We start from the raw sequence: 18,592 nt of genomic DNA, 5'->3' as shown, positions 1-18,592 counted from the left end.
TGAGTGGAAAGTCTTTTTAAGTCAATAGCCATACATGTCTTTACATTCTTTTTTAGTGAACATGCGTCTGCTGAGCCGGCATTTTTGACAAACGAACAGCTAGGAGAAAGGCTGTTGTAAGAAACACACCAATTAAAGCAATAACACCTTTCCAGCCGTACGCACTCCAGCATAATCCAGCCACCGTCCCTCCAACGCTTGATCCTGCATAGTAAAAAAACAAATACAAAGACGAAGCCTGAGCTTTGTCATGAGTTGCTCTTCTTCCCACCCAGCTGCTTGCGATGGAATGACTTCCGAAAAAGCCAAAAGTCAGCAGCAAAAGCCCGGTAATTTTTATCCATAAGACCGGATGCAGCGTAACGATTGAACCTATAAGCGTAACAGCAATCGTACATAACAGCACTTTTTTCCGGCCGTATCGATCCGCCATCGTCCCCATCCAAACCGAGCTGAATACTCCCACAAAAAAAATAATAAAAATAAAACTTACAAGGGTATGATTCCAAGAATACGGTGGAGCGGCTAAAGCGTATCCAATATAATTGTATAAAGCTACGTTACTTCCAAGCAGTGCAAAACCAATAGCAAAAAGACAAAGCATCCCTTTGTCTTGAAGATGACTGCGAAGAGAGCCGGTAAGCTGACGAAGTTCAAAGGACCGGGAAGTAAAGTTTTGTGAATCAGGCAAGTTCATAAAAAAAACAAAGGTGGCTAGCAAACTGATTGCGCTTACAACATCAAGAGCTACGGACCAGTTGAAATATTCCGTGAGCACCCCTGTCATAAGTCTTCCCGCTACGCCTCCAAATGCGTTTCCGCTTATATAAATCCCCATCGCTTTTCCTAAACTTCCTGGTTCAATTTCTTCTCCTAAGTAAGCCATGGCCACAGAAGGCAGCCCTGCTAAAACAATTCCTTGAATAACACGAAAGACTAACAGCGTTTCAAAGGTAGAGCTAAATGCTGTCATGATGCATAGCAATGACGCAAAAATTAACGATAGACCCATCAGTTTCTTTCGTCCCCACACTTCTGATAAAGAACCTAAAAAAAGCATACTAACCGCAAGCGTAATGGTTGTTAACGAAAGAGACAAGCTGGCAAACGCCGGAGATATCCCGAATTCTCTAGAAAATTCGGGTAAAATGGCCTGTGTACAATATAAAATCGAAAATGTGTTGAAGCCTGCTGCAAAAAGCGCAACATTTGTTTTGCGAAAAGCTGATGTTCCAATTACGGTATAACTCACAGTTGGTCACTTCCTTTTTTCTCTAAAAAAAGCATATCACGGTTTTTTTATTCTGTATAATTCATTATGTAAATCGTTTTCATGCATTTCGGTAATGAGTAAAGTGAAAATAGGAATGGACAACAACCTGAGTATTTTCAAACGACTGCATGCAAGACTGTTATGCTTTCTCGTTTTACACACACATAAAAAAAGTCGAGCCAGTTTTTCATGGCTCAACTTTTTTAATCCAGTACATAAGATGCTAATACTTTTTGCACGTCGTAAATGCTTTTATCTTTACGAAATTCTTTTGAGACCGGTGCACTAGAACCCGATACCCAAATATTTAATTCCGCATCTAAATCAAATGTTCCAGCCGTTTCTACGCTAAAATGGGTAATCGTCTTATAAGGAATGGAATGATAATCTGTTTTCTTTCCCGTTACTCCTTGCTTATCAACGATAATTAAGCGTTTCGTCGTAAACACCATTAAATCGCGAATGACTTTATACGCTTGTTCCACTCGCTCGTTGGCAATTAAGATATTTTGTAAGTCTTTTTCAGTTCCTCTTATATCTGCTTCTGATGCATTTCCTAATAGTCCATCTAATATACCCATGCTGATCACTCCTTTATATCTACACTACCGCATTTTGTTCTGTCTGGAAACCCAAAATGTTTTTTTAATGAATTAATTTACTTTCACGCGCTTTTTTTGTTAATTTTGCACTCGTTTTACTAAGAGGCTTATGAAGAAAAATGCCAACGAGCAGCACGCCAAGCCAAATGCAAAGAAGCACCGTAACGTCTTTTCTGACAATATCCGCTAACATGCCTCCTACAACTTCTCTGATCATGCTTATTGCATACGTAAATGGTAAAAACGGATTGATTGCTTGAAAAAAAGCAGGCACGACTTGAATCGGAAATGTACCGCCTGCAGCGGAAAGCTGAAGCACAAGTAAAACAATCGCCATCGCTTTTCCTGCATTGCCAAATATCGCAACAAGCGTATAGACAATTGTCATAAATACGAAGCTGCACAGCAAGCCTAAAAAGATAAAAGGCACTTTTTCTACGACATACGTTTTGATTAAAAATAAATCTCCTAGCGTCACAATAAAAGCTTGCACGAGAGCAATAGACAAAAACGTTAAAAGTCTTCCGAGATAGACTTCATAGCTTTTGAATCGCTCTTCATCCGCTACTTCTACGCTTAAAATCGAAACTAACAGCAAAGCTCCCACCCATAAGCAAAGCGTTGTATAAAACGGCGACATAGCTGAGCCGTAGTTCGGAATCGGGTAAAGTCTTTCTTCTTTTAAAAGAACCGGCTTAGCAAAAAAGTCACTTTCTTTTTGCACATCATTCTTTAGCAAATTAATAATATCTTCAATATTTTCTTTTTGCTGAAATTCTCGTATTTTATCCGCTATATTGTGCACGTTTTGTTCAATTCGCGGAAAGTCTTTTGCTATTTTCTCAAGCTCCTGCTGCCCAAGCAAGATGCCACTGGCTGTTTTAGACAAGACGTTAGAAACATCCGGTATGCTTTTGTTAGCTTCATCAAGCAGTGAGTTTGCGCTTGCCGTTTTATCTTTCGCTTCTTTGATTGCTTGTTCAACAGCAGGCACAATCGTAAAAGAATATGAATTCGTTAACGCATTTAATCTAGAAACAGCTTGATCGGTGCGAGAGCTAAACTTATCAAGTACGCTTTGATTTGGAACATCCCCATTCTTTGTTTGTTGCTGCAGACTGTTTACATCCGAAAGCTGCTGCTGTAAAAGCGTATTTACATCTTTTACGTCATTAATAACAGGTGAAAGAACTTTTTGTTGAGATAACGCATTTAAATCTGTAAGAAGCGTAAGAATCTCTCCTGTGTCAGCAATTTGTTTTGTTAACTGCACTTTTAGCTGTTCTACTGCTGCGCTGACTTCAGCCGGTGCTATATCTTTTTCCATCAGCTGATTCTTTAATTCTTGAACTCCAACAGCTCGTTGCTGAACACGATGCAGCGTTTCGTTGATCGTTGGCTCAGCGTTTTTTAAAACTTCATCGCTTTTAGTTAAAAAAGTGTTTAGCTGCTGAGTCATTTGTGTGCCGTCAGCTGTTAGTCTCTCTACTTCAGGAAGAGCAGCCTGGGCTTTTGATACAATGGCTCCAGCTTTTTGAGTGGTGTCATTCGCTTCGTTAATTACTTTTTTGATTTCAGGAAGACGATTTTCAAGTTCAAAAATCCGTTGTTCAACTTGTTGAATGGTTGGCAAATCCCGCTGCAGTGTAATACCTAGTTCGTTAAACACTGAAAAAATAGCTCCATTCGCTGTTTTGACGAATTTTTCACTGATCTGTTGTGTTAAGCTGCTGGCTCCTTTACTAGTAATTTTAGGCGCCACTGCGTTTATTTTTTCGTTCACTTTGTAAATAATGACCGGTTTTTCCAAACGATCTTGAAGAACGGTACCAAGCTTTTGTGAAAAATCTTTTGGAATAACAATATTTGCATAATAGTCTCCGTGCTTTACTCCGTGATCAGCTTTTTCTTTTGAGACAAACGTCCATCCAAGCGTTTTATTTTTTTTTAACGTTGCAATAATATCTTTTCCCACGTTCACGTGCTGCCCTCTTATCGTAGAACCTTCGTCTTCGCTCGTTACTGCAATGGAAATACCTTCAGTCCGCCCGTATGGGTCCCAAGATGCTTTTATATTAAACCATGCGTAAAAAGACGGCAGAATCATAAGCGTCAGCACAATGATAATCATCGCCCAATTGGTGAAAATTCTTTTTAAATCCCGCGTATAAATATAAACAGTATTTTTCATATGTCCCCACCCAGTTTTATTGTTACAAGTTAGCTTATCCATGTTCGAAGAAACATATTTCTGATACTATAGAAAAAGTTAGATATGGTTTTACTAGAAAGGATGATGAATATGACAGAAAGACTTTATTATAGCAATCCCTACATAAAAACATGGGAAACTGAAGTGATAGAGACGCGCTCTCTTTCAAATGGCTACGTATTAACATTAAAACATACCGCTTTTTATCCAGAAGGAGGCGGACAGCCTTCTGACTACGGTAATATTGCAGGCATCGATGTAAAAGATGTGTACGAAGAAAATGGAGAAGTATATCATATCGTTGATACACTCCCTGGACAAGCGAACGTCACGTGTGAAATTGACTGGAATCGCCGCTTTGATCACATGCAGCAGCACAGCGGACAGCACTTGCTTTCAGCTCTGTTAATCGATACATATGATATTCACACCGTCAGCTTTCATTTAGGAAGTGACACTGTCTCTATTGATCTGAATGTACCTCAATTATCTCATGAGCAGCTATTACATATTGAAAAATTTGTAAACAATGCTATTTACAGCAACCGTCACATTAAAACGTACGAAGTGAAAAAAGAAGATTTACATACTCTTGCGCTTCGCAAAGTGCCCGAGCTAGAAGACGAAGTGGTACGCATCGTGGAAATTGAAGGCATTGATGTTTCTGCCTGCTGCGGTACTCATGTGAACCAAATTGGAGAGCTTGGCCTTATTAAACTTACGAAAACGGAAAAGCAGCGCGGCAATACACGCCTCTTTTTTAAATGCGGTATGCGTGCATTAGCTGATTATCAGCAGTATCAAGAAATCGTAGCAGAACTTAGCAATAAATTCAGTACAAGCCGTGAATTAGTTGTAGAACGCATTAAAAAAGTAGAAACTGAACAAAAAGAGCTGCAAAAACAACTAGAAGAATTAAAAAATGAAAATGCAGCTTATTTAGCAAGTGAATTAGAAGCCAAAAAAGAAGGTTCATTTCTGTACCATCACTTTGAAAACCGCACACTAAAAGATGTGCAAGCTTTGATAAAGCAGCTTCTTCAAACACCTGATACGACGGTTCTTTTTGCTTTTTCAAGTGATCAAAAAGTCTTACTGGCTCACAGCGGCAGTGAAGTAAAATGCGGAGAGCTTTATAAAGAGCTGCTTCCGCTTTACGATGGAAAAGGCGGCGGCGGACCAAAACAAGCTCAAGCCAGCTTTTCATCTTCTGAAAATATGAACGCATTTATTAGCGCAGTAAAAGAAAAAGTAAACGGAGCATAACAAAAAGCCTGTCTTTAAAAAGACAGGCTTTTTCCACTCAATCAGCTTACTAAATAGCCAATTAATAATCCGATTGATAAAGTAAATCCAAAAAACGTATTGGTTTGCGCAGTTGCTTTCATCGCAATAAGTTCTCCGCGTACAAATGCTTGTACGGCTTGAATTGGCTTAGGTGCACTAAGAAACACTAAAAAAATCCAAGGGCTAATATCGAAGAATATCACTAATGCAACGGTCCAAATATACGCAATGCCAAACAAAGCAGCTAAAAATCTAATCGCATTTTTAGAACCTAATAAAATAGCTAGCGTACGACGTCCGCCTTTTGTATCTTCTTCTATATCACGAATGTTGTTAGACAAATTAATCGCACCTACTAAAATCGCAATCGGAAGTGATACAAAGATGCTTTCAGACGTTACGGTATTCGTTTGAATAAAAAATGAAATCAACACGAACATCGCGCCCATGCAAAGACCTGAAAATAATTCTCCAAACGGTGTGTACGCAATCGGAAGCGGTCCGCCCGTATACAAATAACCAATCGCCATACCTACTAATCCAACTAAAGCAAGCCACCAGCTGCTGTTTGCACATATATATATACCTAAAATAAGAGCAATTCCATAAGAAATCAGTGCTAAATTTAATACCGTTTTCGGTTTCATGCCGTGTCTGACGATAGCTCCTCCGATACCTACGGAGTCTTCTGTGTCTAACCCGCGTTTAAAATCATAGTACTCGTTAAATAAGTTCGTCGCAATTTGAATCCACAAACATGAAAAAAGCATCGCAAGAAACATCCAAACGTTCACATGACCGTAAAACATGGCTAGAACTGTTCCAATTAAAACCGGTACAAACGATGCTGTTAGCGTATGAGGACGGGTTAATTGCCACAAAATCTTCCCTTTACTGTACTGCTCGACTGCAGCTTTGTTTTCTTTGTTATGACTTGTCATCATCCTCTTCCCTTCTATTACGAACCGTATCTCTATTTAAAAGTGCTGCTTTTAACATAACGAATGATAGCAAACTTACTCTAATACAATACACGTCCGCCCAACAAAAAAAATCACGGAACTCTTTAAAATATAAGTTCCACTCTATATCATAATAATTTATCGGTCTTTTTACAAGATGACCGCTTATACATTTCCGATTTTTTTCTACAAAAATCTGCTTTGACGCAGAAATTTATAGCAAAAAGATGAAAAGCTTATACGAAAAGTGAGGTTGAGACTTAACTAAATCAATCTCATCTAAAGATGAACAAATGGGATAAATGATTTAGTATGGGGTGTTTGGTACACCACTGTTGATTTCCGTGCATGGCTTCGTTTTCCGCGGGCGGCCGCTGAGCCTCCTCGTCGCTTACGCTTCTGCGGGGTCTCATCTCTTCCGCTTTTCCCGCAGGAGTCTTCGCCTTGCCCTCCAATCAACAGCTAGAAGGAACGAAACAGATGAAACCTACGTTCACCATAACAAAAAAAACGAACCACTAATCAAACAATTTGATCAATGGGTCGTTTTTCACTTCGGCTAAAATACTTTTGCCCCAGCCTCTTCCTTCAACTAACATACGTTTATACAAGCCTCTTTTTTATCACTACATCTTAGTAATTAAAATCGTCGTCCCCGTGTCTTCTGCGGAATCTTTTATGAAAACACGAATCGCATATCGCATGATCATGATTCCAAGGAAGGTCTTTAGAACACGCACTGCACGTTCTTTTAAATTTTTTCATATCTTTTCTTAATACGTTATGGATTTTATCTGTAAGCTCTTCTCGGACACGCTCCCAGTAAATAGCCTCTGGCCTTCTGTCCATTCGATATAAAAATAAAAGATGCAGGCCAATTGCTTTATAAGACAGCTCTAATGTTTCCAGTGAACCTTCTATCATCCTTGGTTCAGGTAACTCTTCTCTGTTAACAATCGCATTCATGCTGGCAACCCACTGCTTTTTCAAAGAGCTTTCTTTGGCTGAAAAAGGCAGCTGCAAGTAGCCGTATAAATCAACAATTGGCATTTTCGCTTCAATCAGCGTGTCTTTCACTTCCTCATAAAGTTCACGTTCTTGTGCCAAATTTGATTTTTGTGTCCCTTTTGGATTTTTAAATTTAGCCCACATATCAAAAAACGTTCCGAGGTCATGATGATATTCTTTAAATCTTCTTAGCATATCTGAAGTAGGCGCAATTGAAAATTTGCTGATTTGCTCGTCTGTTGAAAATAACAGTTCTCTCATTTGTTTTGCATCTTTAGCGAATGCAACTTCTCCAACATTGTAGAGGCCCTTCCTTCCAGCACGACCTGCAATCTGCTTTAACTCTTGAGAAGTCAGCAATCTCCTCTTTTGTCCGTCAAACTTCATGTTTTCTAAAAGGACAATTCGTCTAATTGGAAGATTTAACCCCATTCCAATTGCATCTGTAGACACAATGACATTTGTTTCTCTATTAATGAACTGCTCAATTTGTTTTCTTCTCGTTTCAGGCGGCATACTTCCATAAATCACGCTAACTTTGTGACCATCTTTTTCTAGCTTAGCCGCTGTCTGGAGCACTTTTTTACGCGAGAAAACAATTAAAGCATCTGCGGGCTTCACTTGTTCAATTTTGAACTTTCGAAGATCTACTTTTAAAGGTATATCTCTTTCATACTCATGAATTTCTGAGATCACACCGTCTAACATCTCTTCTAACATACTTCGAATGCTTAAACTCCCGATAACATGAACTTGTTTGGCATTAGCTCGAGTGATGGCTTTATACCATGAAAAACCTCGGTCTCTGTCTTGAATCATTTGTGCTTCATCAATGACTGTTACATCGCCATGTTCTAATTCACTAAACATCTCTACGGTACCGGCCATATGCTGAGCGTCTTCGATAATCTTTTCTTCTTCACCTGTTTTTAACGAACAAGGGACTCCGTCTTTGTTCAGCTTTTCAAAAACTTCTAAAGCTAACAGGCGAAGCGGCGCTAAGTAACTACCCGAAGCAGCTTTTTTTAATGACTTTAATGCCGTATACGTTTTTCCTGTGTTTGTATCACCGAGATGAAGGATGTATTCCGTTTCTTTTCTTGGGTCCATTTCGTATTCTGCACCAAAAATATAATTTAACTGTCGCTGTTCTTCTTCAATAAGCTTTTTCTTTTCTTCACGTTCACGTTCCTGTTGTAATCTTCTTTCTTCCAGCTGCTGTTGATATCGCTCTTGATGTTCTTCAATCGTTAAGTTGTGATCTGAAACTTCTAGTACATCGGAAAGCTTTTCTTCTACAAGCATTCTTTTATATTCATAGACCAAATCCGATAAATCACTTCTAAGTGCTTTTATAATATCCATTCGTGTTACCGAAGCATTTGTATAAGATTTATATTCTTCTTTAAATGAAGTAGGAAGGTCATCCATAATCATACTTGGAATGATTTCATAAATCTTATCGGTGATAAATACCTCGTATACATCTTCATACGTTTCAAACAATATAATCGTTGAATATCTGTCTAATTCTGAGCTTACGTTACCGGTGAGCTCTTGAAAAAATTCATTAACCGTTTCATAATCATAGCGTGTTAAATCACCGTTTGCTATTAATTCATCTTCAAGCTCAGTATGCGGCGCATAATTTTCAATATACTTTGAGTTTGTTTTAATGTCTTTTGACAGCTGATGGGAAAGCTGTTCTCTTATATGTAGGTAATACAGCTCTTTGTTTACTTCCAAAATAGGAGCTGCTTCTAAGTTTAACTGTAATTGATATCTAGCTTTTCGATCATTAATACTTTGCTGTCGTTCCTTCTCTTTTCTTTCTTCTTCTTTTTCGGCGAATTCAGCTCTTGCTTCTCCGTATAGAGATAGCCACTCTGCTTTATTGCCCTTTCCGTACTGTTTTTCTAGCCAAGAAAAAGCATCAAACTCTATACCTTTTCTCGTTTCTTTAGCAAATAACTTATCTATAGCTTGAGGTTTATACCCTTTTACCTCAAAGCCTTTCTCTGTTAAATAAGACTTTCTGTTTTTCTTAGATACAGAAGAAACAATTACCTTTCTCCACGTAGTTCCCCAGGCTTTTTTAATAAAAGAGTGCCTGTCTGTTAAATAAGTCTCTAAATCAGGACATTCAGCTTGTTCACCTAGTACGCTCTTTATATCCTGTAATAATGTATGCTTAGTTTTTTCTATGGCCCTGCTTTGAATAGCCTCTAATTCGAACATAAAATTCTCCTTTGGAAAGTTTTCCTACATTTATTATAGGAAAGACCCCTGACAGAATCAAATACACGTTATTACTTTATTTGTGGCTGGATTAAGAACCTCTCTTCTCCCTGCTTTTACTTATTTCTCATCTATTTTTAAATCTGCTTGCCTTGTTATAGTAAAACCCTCCTTTATTCAGCACAAAAAGCTCCTTTAAATAGGAGCTTTTTGACGGTGTTATATTTCAGATAATTCAGTCTATTACAAGCGTATATCAAGCATTTCTGTCGATTTCCTTTGAATAAGGGATGGAGAGCTTTGAAAGCTTGGTTAACAATACATGTAAAACACCTGTAAATAAAAAAGCTACAATCGTTGCACCTGTGGCGACCGGGTGAACATACGTGAAATAGTAGGCAAATACAGCACCCACTATATAAGATACATACACATGAAGGTTAAATCCTTTTGTATACCAGTACAGTTTATTTTGTTTTTCTAAAATAGCTGAAACATCATAGTGTTTTTTGCGAATGATATAATAATCAACAAGAACAATCGCGATAATGGGAATAAATAAGACGCCGATCATAAGCAAAAAGCTTTGAAAATTTGTCATCAACCACTCTTTTAATAAAGAACCTAGGACTGTCACAACTCCCATGGTTAGTGCCGGTATCCAGAACCGCTGCTTTGGAAAAATAGATAAATAAGACATCGTCGCGCTATACAATACCATTACGTTCGTGGACAGTACCGATAAAAAAATTACGATGGCTGCTACTAATCCTAACAGCGGTCTATATGCTCCAACTAAATTTACTGGGTCATACGTTTGCGTCATATTTCCGAGAATCGAAAAACCGGAAACCGTTGCGCCTAACCCCATCGCAATTAAAGTCGCGACGTTATACCCTAAATACGTTCCCGCAATTCCCGTTTTTTCAGATTTACAGTTTCGGTTATAATCGCAAACAATGGGAATCCACGTAAAAGCTGTAGCTACTACAATATCAAAAGCTAACATCCCTGTAATGCCAGGATTTTCGCTTGCTTTCATTTGAATTAATTTGGCTGCATCGAATTCGATAAACAAATAGCTAAACACAACGGTTGCTAAAATGACCATAAGCGTAGCTACTAATTTCTCCGTTGCTTCAATGCCTTTATGTCCGTATATAGAAATAGCTACTACCAACACTTGAGTAAGAATTGTAAATAGATTGATGTTGCTGTAACCGGTCAAAAAGGTAACGGCATGATTTAAACTTAGCCCTGCCATGTAGGCTTGAATCCAGGCCCAGCCTATTAATGTAATAAGATTAACAGCAGCAGGAAGCATAGCTCCTCTTTGTCCAAAGGCAGGTCTCATTAAAACCATGGTTGGAAGACCGGTTCGAGTTCCGATATTCCCCATTAGCACGAGCGGTATGGCACCAACTAAAGAGCCAAGCACGATAATAAATAATGCCTTTAGAAATGGCATATCGGGTACAAACAGCATTCCCGTAAAAACGGTCGTTACTACCACATTGGCTCCTATCCACATGGAAAATGTAGAGAAGAAGCCCATACTTCTTTTATTCATTGCAATCGGCTGCACATTATCATGGGCGAGACCACTTTTTGTTGTCATTCCTTTTCCACCTTTCATTTTTTCTGATACCAATTGGCTCGAGCTAACTTGGAATTTGTATTCACATGTTTTGTTTCAGTAAAAGCAGCTAAGCCAGATGGGCCTAACTCTCGGCCAATGCCGCTTTCTTTGAAACCGCCCCAAGCAGTTTCAATATGAGGTGTATGGTAGCCGTTGATCCAAATCGTTCCCGCTTGAAGATATTCAGCAACTCGCTCTGCTTTCGCTACATCGTTCGTTAAAATTCCTGCAGCTAAACCAAATTTAGTGCCGTTGGCAAGGGCTATGGCTTCTTCTTCACTTGAAAAGGATTGAACGGTAATGACCGGACCAAATATTTCTTCTTGTACGACTTTCATATGCTGCTCCACATCGACGAGCACAGCCGGCTTCATATAGTTTCCACCTTCGCAGTCGATTAACGTTCCTCCTGTTAATAAATTCGCACCTTCTTCTTGACCTAGCTTGATAAAATTCCGTATTTTGTTCAGATGCTTCTTGCTAATAACCGGACCCATCTCCGTTTCCTCTGTTAAGGGGTTGCCAATTTTTATAGTAGCAACAGCCTCCGTAAGAGCAGAAAGAAACGGCTTATAAATAGATTGATGTACAAGTATACGCGATGAAGCTACACACACTTGTCCTTGGTTAAAAAATGAACCAAACATTGTCCAATCTACTGCAATATCAATTTCGCTATCTTCAAAAATAAGGAGCGGAGATTTCCCTCCCAGTTCAAGCGAAACTCTTTTCATCTCTTTTGCGCACTGCTGATAAATACGTTTGCCTGTTTCTGATCCTCCTGTAAAAGAGACTTTGGCTACGTCTTTGTGTTCAACCAGCGCGCTTCCCACTTTACCGTCTCCTGTAAGTAAATTAAACACGCCTTCTGGTATACCAGCTTTTTCACATAATGAATCTAATTTCAGAAAAGAAAGTGGCGTTAATTCTGACGGTTTAAAAACCACCGTATTTCCAGCTGCTAATGCAGGAGCCAGCTTCCACATGCCAAGCAGTAAAGGAAAATTCCAAGGAACGATTAGCGCGCATACGCCAATAGGTTCTTGAATGATTTTACTGTTTGTATTGTCGAACATGTTTTTTGTCCAGGGCTGATTTTCTTCTATTAAATTTGCGTAATATCTTAAACAATTAATCGTATCTTCGATATCTAACTGTGATTCTTTTATCGGTTTGCCTGTATTTAATGTTTCTGTTTCGGCAAATACACTTGCTTCTTTTTCTAATAAGTCCGCTAGTTTCGTAAGTATCCCTAAACGCAGTGATTTATTTTTCTTCCATTCACTCTGCTCAAAAGCCTGTTTTGCTTTATCTACCGCTTCCTCTACTTGTTGAAGTGACGAATCAAATACTTCTGCTATGATCTTATTGGTCGCTGGATTGAGTATTTCTCTTTTTAATGTTTTTTCTTGTTTCTTATCTATTTTTACATTTACTTGCCCGTTCATAGTCAAACACTCCCTATAGAGAACTCTTATATAAAAGTGGGAAGATAATAGTACCTTCCCACTTTTACCGCCTCCTTTATATTCAGTCGCGTGCTTTCACTAACAGCGCTTCTTCTTCTTTTGCTTTTTTTCTTAATGCGATAAGCGTGATAAATTCATAAACAATGTTAGCGGCCGCTGCTGCTGTAATTTGGCCATGGTCATAAGCTGGCAGTACTTCTACTAAATCAAATCCGACAAAATCAATATTTGTTAACCCACGAACGAATTGAAGCGCATCGTCAATACTTGCACCCGATACTTCAGGCGTTCCTGTTCCCGGCGCGTAAACTGGATCTAAAAAGTCAATGTCAAACGATAAAAATACGGGTCCTTCCCCTACACGCTCATGAATAATTTCTAGCATTCTTTCAACGCCCAGTTTTTTATATTCATTTGTCGTATACAGAGCTAGACCTAAGTTCTTTGCATCTTCTAAATCTTCAATGCCGTACAGACTGCCTCGCATACCGATTTGAATCGAGCGCGACACGTCGATTAACCCTTCTTCAATTGCTCGTCTAAATACCGTACCGTGATTGTATTTTTGTTCAAAATAGCTATCCCACGTATCAGAATGAGCATCAAACTGTAAAAGCCCTACGGGTCCGTGCTTTTTCGCGATGGCACGAAGTTCACCAAGCGTCATCGAATGATCACCGCCTAGTGAAATAGGAATAATTCCTTCATTCACAACCGGCGTTAACCCTTCTTCAATTTTTTTATACGTTTCTAAAATATATCCCGGAACGACTGATAAATCGCCGTAGTCCACGCCTGAAATGTAATCAAAGATATTAATCTTTTGTTCTGGATTATACGGACGAAGCAAAATGGAGAAATCTCGAATAGCTTCCGGCCCAAAACGTGCTCCTGTTCGAAAAGATTGACCTGAATCAAATGGAATACCTGTCACAATAAAACTCATTTCTGAATTTACTTGTTCTACATACGGAAGTCTCATAAACGTTCGAGGTCCGCAAAAACGCGGAGATTCAAAAGAATTTTTCGGCTGATATTTTGGCATGATTTATTCCTCCTAATGGGTTTCATTCATTAGCGCCGTATCATCATTTTAGATACTGACGCTTTTTATTTAGATACTTTTTATTAATGCAAAATGCATGCCAATTTTTATCACTCTATTTCGTGCAATTATGGAGGATTTTTAATTCATAATAGAATCAAAACAAAAAAACTGATTCAGTATTGAATCAGTTAATTCATTTTGAATTAAAATCTCATTATTTAATGTTGTACTTTCGTAAACGTCTTACGACCGTAGGCTGGCTGATTCCTAATGCATCTGCCATTTCATACGTTGTTTGACACTGGCGATAAGCACGAATCAGCCAGTTTTTCTCCACTTCTGCAAGTGCTTGCTGAAGCGTCATTCCCTGAGAGGTTAACGTATCAAGAGTCTCCCATTCTTCTTTTTCGCTTTTGATCTTTTCTGCATGAAACGGCAGGTCTTGAGGCGAGATGCTGTTTTCATCTGTTGTTAACACAAGGCGTTCAATTGTATTTTCAAGCTCCCGCACATTTCCAGGCCACGGATGTTCAACCAATAGATTTAATGCTTCTGCATGAAAAAATTTCTTCATTTTATATTTTTCATTTTGTTTATGTAACACGTGATAAAGCAGTGCCGCGACGTCTTCTTTTCGCTCCCGAAGCGGAGGAATTGTAATCGGAATAACATGTAACCGATAAAATAAATCTTCGCGAAAGGTTCCTTTTTTGACCATTTCCTCAAGCGGCTGATTTGTTGCTACAATCAGCCTGAAGTTTACGTGTTTGGCTCGTTCACTTCCAATTTTGGTGACTGTTTTTTCTTGCAGCACTTTTAACAGCTTCACTTGCATATCAAGAGGGAGCTCTCCTATTTCATCTAAAAAAAGCGTGCCGTTATGAGCTAATTCAAACTTTCCTATTTTCCCTTTTGTACTTGCACCTGTAAAAGAGCCTGCTTCGTATCCAAACATTTCAGATTCAAACAAACTAGCTGGAATAGCTCCGCAGTTAATTTCAATAAACGGCTCTTCTTTTCGTTCACTTCCATAATGTAAAGCACGAGCAAAAGCCGTTTTACCAACACCCGATTCACCTAGCAACACAACCGTTGCATCGCTGTCTGCCACGCGATTAATAATGGACCATACCTTTTTCATCGATTCACTTCGTATGACCATATCATTTGACTGCTGTTCCCGAAGCTCTTCCACTTCTAGCTGATATGTTTTCATTTTAACCTCGAGCTGCTGATACTCTTCTTTTAAGCGCTGAAGCTCTGTTAAATCATGTGAAAAGCTGATTACTCTTTTCATACACTGATCTTCATCGTAAACGGGAATACCGGTTGCCATTACCACTTTTCCCGTTTCTGTTTTTTGCATCAGCTGTACTTCTTTCTTTTTCTTTAACACTTCAATCGTAACGGAAGGTGAAAATATTCCGCGGCCTTGCAATTCGTATACGGTTTGTCCGACTAACTCTGACACGTCATACCCGTATATATCACGGCAGTTTTGACTCGCTCGTAAAATACACCCTTTTTCATCAGTGATGACGATATTGTCGTTAGAAGCATGCAAAATAGCTTCAAGCTCTCGTTCAATCATCTCAATGCAGTACTCCTTTTTATTTAATCTGATTTTTCAAACATTTATATCTTCTATTTTATCAATAAACTCACTTATTCAACACAAAAAGCTCCTAAAATAGGAGCTTTTGTTTAAGATAGCTGCTTCATTTTTTGTTTAAACAGCGCTACTTTAATCATAAAATAAGTAATGTTTTCAGGTAATTCTTCTTTGATTGGTTTTAACTTTTCATCACCTACTGACGAAGCAGCTTCTAAAATAAGCTCTTCGTCCTCCTCTGAAAGAAAAGGGGACCAGTCGATTTCTTTTTCTTCTTCTGCACATTTAAACAAATGATTTTCAATGGTAATACGGCTCAATTCACGCTCTGCAGCAATTTCATCTAACGATTTCCCTTGCTGAAAGAGCTCATACGTCATTAAGTGAGACCCTTCTTTTGACGATGCCCTTGCTTTTTTCGGAGCAGGTGCTGACACTTCTCGCTTTCGATCTGGATTTTCTTTACCAAACTGTTTGATTTCAGCTGTGAATCGTTCTCCGTATCGCTCTTGTTTTTGTTCTCCGACTCCTTTTACAGTGGCGAACTGTTCAAGAGTTACCGGAAGTTTTGCGCACATATCATGAAGAGTATCGTCTGAAAAAATAACAAAAGGAGGCACGCCCGCTTCGTCTGCCAGCTGCTTTCGAACGGAACGCAAATGAGCAAACAGCTCGTCATCTTGGACAATTTGCTTCACTTCCATTTGTTCTTTTCTCATCACTTTTTCCGTACCAAGAAGCACACCTTTTCCTTTGGCTGCTACTGATAAAGTAGGAAATGATCCTTGTCCTATTAAAATAAACTGCTCTGAAATCAAATACTCAATAAAATCGCTCACTTCTTTAGCCGACCGGTCGCTCATGACGCCGTACGTTTTCAGCTTGTCAAAACCAAAATCAACTACTTTTTTATTTCGAGAACCCGTTAATACTTGAGCAATCATCATTTTACCGAAGCGTTCGCCCATACGAATCATACAAGATAATACTTTTTGCGTATCGACCGTTACGTCTATTTCTACACGATCATCCGTACAATTACTGCAGCGGCCGCACTCATGCGCTTCACTTTCTCCAAAATAATGAAGAATATACGCTTGCAAGCAGCCTTCTGTATGACAGTAGTTCACCATACTTTGCAGCTTTTCAAGATCTTGAATCTGCTTTTTAGGATTCGACGTTGACTGTTCAATCAAAAAGCGCTGCACGCGAATATCTTGAGGAGAATAAAGCACGATACACTCACTTGGCAGTCCGTCACGACCAGCACGTCCTGCTTCTTGGTAATAGCTTTCCATATTTTTTGGAAGCTGATAGTGAAGAACAAAGCGAATATTGGATTTATCAATCCCCATTCCGAAGGCAGAGGTAGCCACCATCACCTGCACATCATCTTGCAGAAAGCGGTTCTGCTCTTCATCACGGCTGTTTGCACTCATACCAGCATGATATTTTGATACGTTGATTCCTGAGTTTTGCAATCTAGCATGAAGCTCTTCAACATCTTTACGCGTAGCGGCATAGATAATGCCTGCTTCTTGATCATTTTTACGGATATACTGATCGATATAACTGATTCGATCCTGACCTTTCACAACCGCAAACAATAAATTTTCACGTTCAAATCCCGTCATCACCGTGTACTCTTCATTAATATGAAGAGCTCGACAAATATCTTCACGCACTTGAGGCGTCGCAGTAGCTGTCAGCCCCATCACAATCGGAGCATTAGACAGCTTGCTGATGAGGTCGCTGATGCGCAAATAACTCGGTCTAAAATCATGACCCCACTGTGAAATACAGTGTGCTTCATCTACCGCCACAAGCGGAATAGGAAGCATTTGAAGCTGTTCTAAAAATTGCGGTGATTCCAGTCGTTCCGGCGCTACATAAAGTAACTTATATTCGCCAAGCGCTACTTCTTCCAAGCGCTGCTGCACCTCCGTGTGCGTCAGCGAGCTGTTGATATACGTAGCCGGAATACCAGCTGCGTTCAACGTGTCGACTTGGTCTTTCATCAAGGAAATCAACGGAGAAATCACCAGTGTCGTGCCTTCTAATAATAATGAAGGAATTTGATAACAAAGCGATTTCCCTCCCCCTGTTGGCATAATACAAGCGGTATTATGCCCTTCTAAAACATAACGAATCGACTCTTCCTGTCCTTTTCGAAATGAATCATAGCCAAAATAGGACTGTAAATGTGTTAAAGCTTGTTCAAATTGCAAAATAGCGTCCTCCTTTAAAATAAGTAGAAATAGTAGTTGAGGAATCCATTGGAAGAAATTAAGACGTAGAATTTTATTTTATCAAATCTTAAGGGATGTTGCACAGAATTCGTTGATTTAAGGATATAGCAAAAATGATAAGCGAAAAGCCCTCAATTTATAACTCTCTCTCCTATCGCAAACAGTCTTTTTATGTATGTCAGGACTCCTTTCCTAAAAATCTTTCCCCATTCCATTCTTTTTTCCTGTATAATTAAGAATAGGAAAGAGGTGCTTATCACGAGACATCCTGTAGAAACGATTTATTATTTAGAAAATCCACAGCGTAATATTTCAACATATGCTTCCACAACTCAGTTAACGGTTGAGTCTGTTGTGAAAGATGTGTTTGGTGTTGCTTGCGTAGCAGATATTAAAATTATGCTTCAATATAATAAAGAATTCCGCAAAAGTATTAGTCAATTACACAATGCAATGGACGATGATCTTACGTTAGAAATGGTTTTTCGAGTTGCTTCAAAAGAAGATTTGCTTCGATTTAAAAAAAGTTTACTTGAAAGTAGTTTAGATGACGCAGAAACGTCAATAGACTGTCCATTCAGCGCAACCATTCAATTACAAGATGGTCGATATACATGGAACGAGTCTACTTCTGTTTATGAAAAACAAAAAGAACGTCTTTCATCTTAAATTAAATTTCTCTATTTTTATGCATGCAAAAAGCCTGGATCTTAGCTGTTTAAGATCTAGGCTTTTTGCAGTTTGTACTGTACCTTAAAAGGTCAAAAAAAAAAAAACCGATGCAGGAAAAAGACTGGCTAAAGCTTCTTCCCGCTTATTTTTCACCAGATTCTCCTTAAAAATAACAGCGTTTTTCCTTCTTCTTCTATATTAGACTTTTTAACTCAATTTCATGAAATAGGTTTTATCACTTCCAATAACGTGTATACACAAAACAAGGAGATAAGTTACTTAAACTTCTCTTCATTACTAAACGTATTCGAGAAAGTTGTC

Annotated in this window: 13 protein-coding genes; 2 read left to right on the top strand and 11 right to left on the bottom strand. The window is 38.8% G+C overall.

Annotated elements, in window-relative coordinates:
- Positions 1-52 precede the first annotated feature (52 nt).
- The 3 genes from ACN6NE_RS22725 to ACN6NE_RS22715 all read right to left on the bottom strand — a co-directional run bounded on the left by ACN6NE_RS22725 (position 53) and on the right by ACN6NE_RS22715 (position 4,066).
- Positions 53-1,252, bottom strand: a complete 1,200-nt coding sequence (locus tag ACN6NE_RS22725; RefSeq protein ID WP_474327387.1) for an MFS transporter — start codon at positions 1,250-1,252, stop codon at positions 53-55.
- 224 nt (positions 1,253-1,476) lie between these two features.
- Positions 1,477-1,854: a PH domain-containing protein gene (locus tag ACN6NE_RS22720; RefSeq protein WP_129709042.1), complete on the bottom strand. Its 378-nt coding sequence runs from the start codon at positions 1,852-1,854 to the stop codon at positions 1,477-1,479.
- Positions 1,855-1,918: 64 nt separating this feature from the next.
- On the bottom strand, positions 1,919-4,066 hold the full coding sequence (locus tag ACN6NE_RS22715; RefSeq protein WP_129709039.1) for a YhgE/Pip domain-containing protein: 2,148 nt from the start codon (positions 4,064-4,066) through the stop codon (positions 1,919-1,921).
- Between the two features lie 111 nt (positions 4,067-4,177).
- On the opposite strand from ACN6NE_RS22715, the gene ACN6NE_RS22710 reads away from it, so the two are divergent.
- Complete coding sequence (locus ACN6NE_RS22710; protein WP_474327385.1) at positions 4,178-5,353, top strand: alanyl-tRNA editing protein; 1,176 nt, start codon at positions 4,178-4,180, stop codon at positions 5,351-5,353.
- A gap of 41 nt (positions 5,354-5,394) precedes the next feature.
- Here the strand turns inward: ACN6NE_RS22710 and ACN6NE_RS22705 are convergent, their stop codons facing one another.
- From ACN6NE_RS22705 to recQ, 8 genes are all read right to left on the bottom strand, one after another.
- Positions 5,395-6,315, bottom strand: a complete 921-nt coding sequence (locus ACN6NE_RS22705; protein ID WP_129709697.1) for a 1,4-dihydroxy-2-naphthoate polyprenyltransferase — start codon at positions 6,313-6,315, stop codon at positions 5,395-5,397.
- 300 nt (positions 6,316-6,615) lie between these two features.
- Positions 6,616-6,795, bottom strand: a complete 180-nt coding sequence (locus tag ACN6NE_RS22700) for a hypothetical protein (protein ID WP_129709033.1) — start codon at positions 6,793-6,795, stop codon at positions 6,616-6,618.
- 174 nt (positions 6,796-6,969) lie between these two features.
- The gene (locus tag ACN6NE_RS22695) at positions 6,970-9,582 is read right to left on the bottom strand and encodes a helicase-related protein (protein ID WP_129709030.1); all 2,613 of its coding nucleotides are present in this window, start codon (positions 9,580-9,582) and stop codon (positions 6,970-6,972) included.
- Positions 9,583-9,838: 256 nt separating this feature from the next.
- Positions 9,839-11,200 (bottom strand): purine-cytosine permease family protein, encoded by a 1,362-nt coding sequence (locus ACN6NE_RS22690; protein WP_129709027.1) that lies wholly within the window; start codon positions 11,198-11,200, stop codon positions 9,839-9,841.
- 14 nt (positions 11,201-11,214) lie between these two features.
- On the bottom strand, positions 11,215-12,669 hold the full coding sequence (locus ACN6NE_RS22685) for an aldehyde dehydrogenase family protein (RefSeq protein ID WP_129709024.1): 1,455 nt from the start codon (positions 12,667-12,669) through the stop codon (positions 11,215-11,217).
- Positions 12,670-12,751: 82 nt separating this feature from the next.
- Entirely contained in the window at positions 12,752-13,735 is a 984-nt protein-coding gene (gene speB / locus ACN6NE_RS22680; RefSeq protein ID WP_474327382.1) for an agmatinase, read from the bottom strand.
- 217 nt (positions 13,736-13,952) lie between these two features.
- On the bottom strand, positions 13,953-15,329 hold the full coding sequence (locus ACN6NE_RS22675; RefSeq protein WP_129709017.1) for a sigma-54 interaction domain-containing protein: 1,377 nt from the start codon (positions 15,327-15,329) through the stop codon (positions 13,953-13,955).
- A gap of 113 nt (positions 15,330-15,442) precedes the next feature.
- Positions 15,443-17,578 (bottom strand): DNA helicase RecQ, encoded by a 2,136-nt coding sequence (gene recQ, locus ACN6NE_RS22670; protein ID WP_474327380.1) that lies wholly within the window; start codon positions 17,576-17,578, stop codon positions 15,443-15,445.
- Between the two features lie 270 nt (positions 17,579-17,848).
- Here recQ and ACN6NE_RS22665 point away from each other — a divergent pair, with 270 nt between their 5' ends.
- Positions 17,849-18,268, top strand: coding sequence for a hypothetical protein (locus ACN6NE_RS22665; RefSeq protein WP_013056956.1), 420 nt, complete (start codon positions 17,849-17,851; stop codon positions 18,266-18,268).
- Positions 18,269-18,592: the final 324 nt, after the last annotated feature.

The sequence above is a fragment of the Priestia sp. 53B2 genome (assembly GCF_056099005.1).
The sequence above is the reverse complement of the archived record's forward strand: the minus strand, read 5'-3'. Positions and strand labels throughout refer to the sequence as shown.

What these genes read in the sequence shown, in the direction of transcription:
- ACN6NE_RS22720 (WP_129709042.1), bottom strand. Translation starts at nt 1,854, where the DNA reads ATGGGTATATTAGATGGACTATTAGGAAATGCATCAGAAGCAGATATA.
- ACN6NE_RS22715 (WP_129709039.1), bottom strand. Translation starts at nt 4,066, where the DNA reads ATGAAAAATACTGTTTATATTTATACGCGGGATTTAAAAAGAATTTTC.
- ACN6NE_RS22710 (WP_474327385.1), top strand. Translation starts at nt 4,178, where the DNA reads ATGACAGAAAGACTTTATTATAGCAATCCCTACATAAAAACATGGGAA.
- ACN6NE_RS22705 (WP_129709697.1), bottom strand. Translation starts at nt 6,315, where the DNA reads ATGACAAGTCATAACAAAGAAAACAAAGCTGCAGTCGAGCAGTACAGT.
- ACN6NE_RS22695 (WP_129709030.1), bottom strand. Translation starts at nt 9,582, where the DNA reads ATGTTCGAATTAGAGGCTATTCAAAGCAGGGCCATAGAAAAAACTAAG.
- ACN6NE_RS22690 (WP_129709027.1), bottom strand. Translation starts at nt 11,200, where the DNA reads ATGACAACAAAAAGTGGTCTCGCCCATGATAATGTGCAGCCGATTGCA.
- ACN6NE_RS22685 (WP_129709024.1), bottom strand. Translation starts at nt 12,669, where the DNA reads ATGAACGGGCAAGTAAATGTAAAAATAGATAAGAAACAAGAAAAAACA.
- speB (WP_474327382.1), bottom strand. Translation starts at nt 13,735, where the DNA reads ATGCCAAAATATCAGCCGAAAAATTCTTTTGAATCTCCGCGTTTTTGC.
- ACN6NE_RS22675 (WP_129709017.1), bottom strand. Translation starts at nt 15,329, where the DNA reads ATGATTGAACGAGAGCTTGAAGCTATTTTGCATGCTTCTAACGACAAT.